The organism is Rhizobacter sp. P2_H2 (assembly GCF_056403375.1).
Genome location: NZ_JBFUFP010000404.1, coordinates 1 through 4,538, shown reverse-complemented (window position 1 = coordinate 4,538; position 4,538 = coordinate 1). Strand labels below are relative to the sequence as shown.

At 67.0% G+C, this 4,538-nt stretch carries 5 protein-coding genes; all 5 read right to left on the bottom strand.

The genetic code is table 11. From position 1 onward, the window contains the following. Positions 1-640: tetratricopeptide repeat protein (locus AC1D15_RS19035; protein WP_477827213.1), on the bottom strand; the 640-nt coding region annotated here is incomplete at its 3' end. Then, positions 630-956 (bottom strand): LapA family protein, encoded by a 327-nt coding sequence (locus AC1D15_RS19030; RefSeq protein WP_465114055.1) that lies wholly within the window; start codon positions 954-956, stop codon positions 630-632. The genes AC1D15_RS19035 and AC1D15_RS19030, both read right to left, overlap by 11 nt. Before the next feature lie 49 nt (positions 957-1,005). Beyond that, positions 1,006-1,338 carry an integration host factor subunit beta gene (locus AC1D15_RS19025; protein ID WP_052203810.1) on the bottom strand — a complete coding sequence of 111 codons (333 nt, stop codon included), beginning with the start codon at positions 1,336-1,338 and terminating at the stop codon, positions 1,006-1,008. 43 nt (positions 1,339-1,381) lie between these two features. Then, positions 1,382-3,100: a 30S ribosomal protein S1 gene (gene rpsA / locus AC1D15_RS19020; RefSeq protein WP_052203807.1), complete on the bottom strand. Its 1,719-nt coding sequence runs from the start codon at positions 3,098-3,100 to the stop codon at positions 1,382-1,384. A gap of 138 nt (positions 3,101-3,238) precedes the next feature. Next, a partial coding sequence (cmk, locus tag AC1D15_RS19015; RefSeq protein ID WP_477827212.1) for a (d)CMP kinase occupies positions 3,239-4,538 on the bottom strand: 1,300 nt, incomplete at its 5' end.

The window sequence follows — 4,538 nt, the reverse complement described above, 5'->3', positions numbered from 1 at the left end:
CCTGCGGGGCCGCGCTGCGCGCCCGGCGCAGCGCGTCGTCGCCGTCGGCCTGCTGCTGGCGCGCATCGGCATCGAGGGTCAGCTCGCACCAGTAGTGCGCGATGCGCGACGCGAACGAGCCGGTGCCGCTGCGCTCGAGCTTCTGCGCCACCTCGACCGCCGAGCGCCAGTTGCGCGAGCGCTCGTGCAGCGTCAACAGCGCGAGGCGCGCCTCGGTGTCGAAGGCGGTGCCTTCGAGCGCCTTGTAGGCCTCTTCGGCGCGGTCGAACAGGCCGGCCTTCATGAAGTCCTGCGCCAGCGCGTGCTGCGCGCGTTCGCGGTCGGCGCGCGGCAGGTCAGCCCGGTTCAGCAGGTGCTGGTGCACGCGCACCGCGCGCTCGTACTCGCCGCGGCGGCGGAACAGGTTGCCGAGCGCGAAGTGCAGGTCGGAGGTGTCCGGATCCTGCTGCACGGCTTCGATGAAGGCGTCGATCGCCTTGTCCTGCTGCTCGTTCAGYAGCAGGCTCAGGCCCTTGAAGTAGGCCTTCGGCGAGTCGCGCTGCTCGCGCTTCCATTGCCGCAGGTCGAGGCGCGAGCCCAGCCAGCCGAGGGCGAACGCGACCGGCAGGCCGAGCAGGAACCACTGGTAGTCAAAGTCCATCGCGCGGAGGGTGGGAATCGGTTCGGGTGGGGAGCTCGGAAGACGGCGTCAGCGCGCTGTCGGCGAGCTCGGGATGGTCGCCGCGGCGGCGCAGGCGGCGCTGTGCGAGGCGGTGGTTGCGCCACCAGCTCGGCACCATCGCGAGCACGCCGAAGGCGCAGCCGAACGCGAAGGCGGTCAGCACGACGAACACCATCGGGGCATGCCATTCCTGGCCGAAGAACCAGCGCACGGTGGCGTCGTGCTGGTTGTTCAGCGCGAACGCGAAGAGGCTGAAGAAGATGAAGGCTCGGAAGAGCCAGACGGCGATGCGCATCATGGCGGCCGATTCTAGGTCGGCGGCGCGCAGCGCACGCGGAGCGGGCTCAGGTGCCCGTCAGCGGCGTGATCGGCATCGGCTGGTCGTCCTCGAGCGGAACCTGCTCGTCGACGGCTTCGCGCAAGGCCTTGCCGGGTTTGAAATGCGGAACCAGCTTCTCGGGAATCACCACCTGCTCGCCGGAGCGGGGATTGCGCCCCACCCGCGGCGGGCGGCGGTTGATCGAGAAACTGCCGAACCCGCGGATCTCGATGCGGTGCCCGCGCGCGAGCGCATCGGACATCGCATCCAGGATGGTCTTGACGGCGAACTCGGTGTCGCGATGCGTCAGCTGGCTGAACTGCTCTGCCAGCCGGGTCACGAGATCGGAACGCGTCATGGGTCCTGTTGATCCTCAGGGTTCGGTCAGGGGAACGACGGGATCAGCCGTTGTTCTGGTTGTCCAGCTTGGCGCGCAGCAGGGCGCCCAGGCTGGTGGTACCGGCGGTCTCGCGCTCGTTCGTGGTCGACAGGCGCTGCATCGCTTCCTGCTGGTCGGCGTTGTCCTTGGCCTTGATCGACAACTGGATCGAACGCGTCTTGCGGTCGATGTTGATGATCAGCGCCGAGACTTCGTCGCCTTCCTTCAGCACGTTGCGCGCGTCTTCGACGCGGTCGCGGCTGATTTCGGAAGCACGCAGGTAGCCGGTGACGTCGTCGTTCAGCTGGATCTCGGCGCCGCGCGCGTCGACCGTCTTGACCTTGCCGTTGACGATCATGCCGCGGTCATTGACCGAGGTGTAGCTCGTGAACGGATCGGAGTCGAGCTGCTTGATGCCCAGCGAGATGCGCTCGCGCTCGACATCGACAGCCAGAACCACGGCTTCGACTTCCTGGCCCTTCTTGTAGTTGCGGACCGCGGCTTCGCCCGGCTCGTTCCACGACAGGTCGGACAGGTGCACCAGGCCGTCGATGCCGGCAGCCAGGCCCACGAACACGCCGAAGTCGGTGATCGACTTGACGGGTCCCTTGACCTTGTCGCCGCGCTGCACCGTGGTCGAGAACTCTTCCCACGGGTTGGCCTTGCACTGCTTCATGCCCAGGCTGATGCGGCGCTTGTCTTCGTCGATCTCGAGGACCATGACTTCGACCTCGTCGCCCAGCGAGACGATCTTGCTGGGGGCGACGTTCTTGTTGGTCCAGTCCATTTCGGAGACGTGCACCAGGCCTTCGATGCCCGGCTCGATCTCGACGAACGCACCGTAGTCGGCGATGTTCGTGATCTTGCCGAACAGGCGCGTGCCGTTCGGGTAGCGGCGCGAAACACCGTGCCACGGGTCGTCGCCCAGCTGCTTGATGCCCAGCGAGACGCGGTTCTTCTCGGCGTCGAACTTGAGGACCTTGGCCTGCAGTTCCTGGCCGACCTGAACGACTTCGCTCGGGTGGCGGACACGGCGCCAGGCCATGTCGGTGATGTGCAGCAGGCCGTCGATGCCGCCCAGGTCGACGAACGCACCGTATTCGGTGATGTTCTTGACCACGCCGTTGACGATCGCGCCTTCGGACAGGGTTTCGAGCAGCTTCGCGCGTTCTTCGCCCATCGAGGCTTCGACCACGGCACGGCGCGACAACACGACGTTGTTGCGCTTGCGGTCGAGCTTGATGACCTTGAACTCCATGGTCTTGCCCTCGAACGGGCTCATGTCCTTGACCGGGCGCGTGTCGAGCAGCGAGCCGGGCAGGAAGGCGCGGATGCCGTTGACCAGCACGGTCAGGCCGCCCTTGACCTTGCCGTTCACGGTGCCGGTCACGAACTCGCCGGATTCGAGCGAGTTCTCGAGCGACAGCCACGAGGCCAGGCGCTTGGCCTTGTCGCGCGACAGGATGGTGTCGCCGTAGCCGTTTTCGATCGCGTCGATGGCCACCGACACGAAATCGCCGACCTGGACTTCGAGCTCGCCCTGGTCGTTCTTGAATTCTTCAATGGGCACGTAGGCTTCGGACTTGAGGCCTGCGTTCACCACCACGAAGTTGTAGTCGACACGCACCACTTCGGCGGTGATGACCTCGCCACTGCGCATTTCCGAGCGCTTCAGCGATTCTTCGAACAGGGCGGCAAAGGATTCGCCGCCTTGGTTGGTGGCGGTTTGGGTTTGAGGCATGTGGATTTCCGGGTGCAACTTGCGTTGCGGTTAGGTTGTAGAACCGCTGCCTCGGCGCACGTCTCTTGTTGAGGCAAGAGCGGTGCAGGAGGGGAAGCAGCGGGCCAGCCAAATCAGTTGGGCCTGCCCGCGCAGACTTCAACCGAACTTTCGCGAAGCTTCCCACCAATCCAGCACTGCCTTGACGCATTCGTCGACGGTCAGTGCCGAGTTGTCGAGCACCTTCGCTCCCTCGGCCGGCTTCAAAGGCGAAACCGCCCGGTTCTGATCCCGGGCGTCGCGCGCTTCAAGGTCGGCTCGAAGGTCATCGATACTAGTCGAAATTCCCTTAGAAATCAACTGCTTATGGCGCCGTTCGGCCCGCACGGCAGCGCTGGCGACGACGAACACCTTCAGGTCGGCGCCGGGGAAGATCACCGTTCCCATGTCGCGCCCGTCGGCCACCAGGCCGGGCAGGCGGCGGTGTGACAGTTGCAGCTCGTACAGCGCCTGCCGGACGGCCGGCCAGGCCGACACCTTGGACGCCATCGCGCCGACAAGCTCCTGGCGGAGGTCATCGCTCACATCGCGGCCGGCCAGCCAGATCCGCTGGTCGTGGAACGCCAGCTGCAGGTCGGCGGCGATCTTCGCGAGGCCGGGCTCGTCGGTCTCGGCGACGCCGGCATCCAGCGCCGACAGCGCGGTCGCCCGGTACAGCGCACCGGAATCGAGGAAGTGATAGCCCAGCGCCTGCGCGACCGCGCTCGCGAGCGTGCCCTTGCCGGAGGCGGTCGGGCCGTCGATCGTGATCACCGGCACGCCGGCCGGGCCGGGCTGTGCGACGCCGAACAGCGCCTCGAAGTAGTCGGGGAAGGTCTTCGCGACGCAGCGCGGATCGAGGATGCGCACCGGAACGGCACCGCCCACCAGCGGGTTGAACGCGGCCAGCGAGAAGCACATCGCGACCCGGTGGTCGTCGTAGGTGTGGATGGCGGCCGCGCGCCAGGCGGCCGGCGGCGTCACCTCGATGAAATCCGGCCCTTCGGTGACCGCTGCGCCGAGCTTGCGCAGCTCGGTCGCCATCGCGGCGATGCGGTCGGTCTCCTTCACGCGCCAGCTGGCGATGTTCTCGAGGCGCGTCGTGCCCTGGGCGTACAGCGCCATCACCGCCAGCGTCATCGCGGCGTCGGGGATGTGGTTGCAATCCAGCGTGATCGCCTTCAGCGGCCAGACGCCGCGGCGCACCTCCAGCCAGCCGGGGCCGCTGCGCACGTCGGCGCCCATTGCGCGGGCGGCGTCGATGAAGCGCAGGTCGCCCTGGATCGAATCGTCGCCGATGCCTTCGATGCGCAGCGCCCGCCCGTCGAAGGCGGCGATCGCCCCCAGCGCGACGAAGTACGAGGCCGACGACGCATCGCCCTCGACATGGATGCTGCCGGGCGAGCGGTAGGCGCTGCCC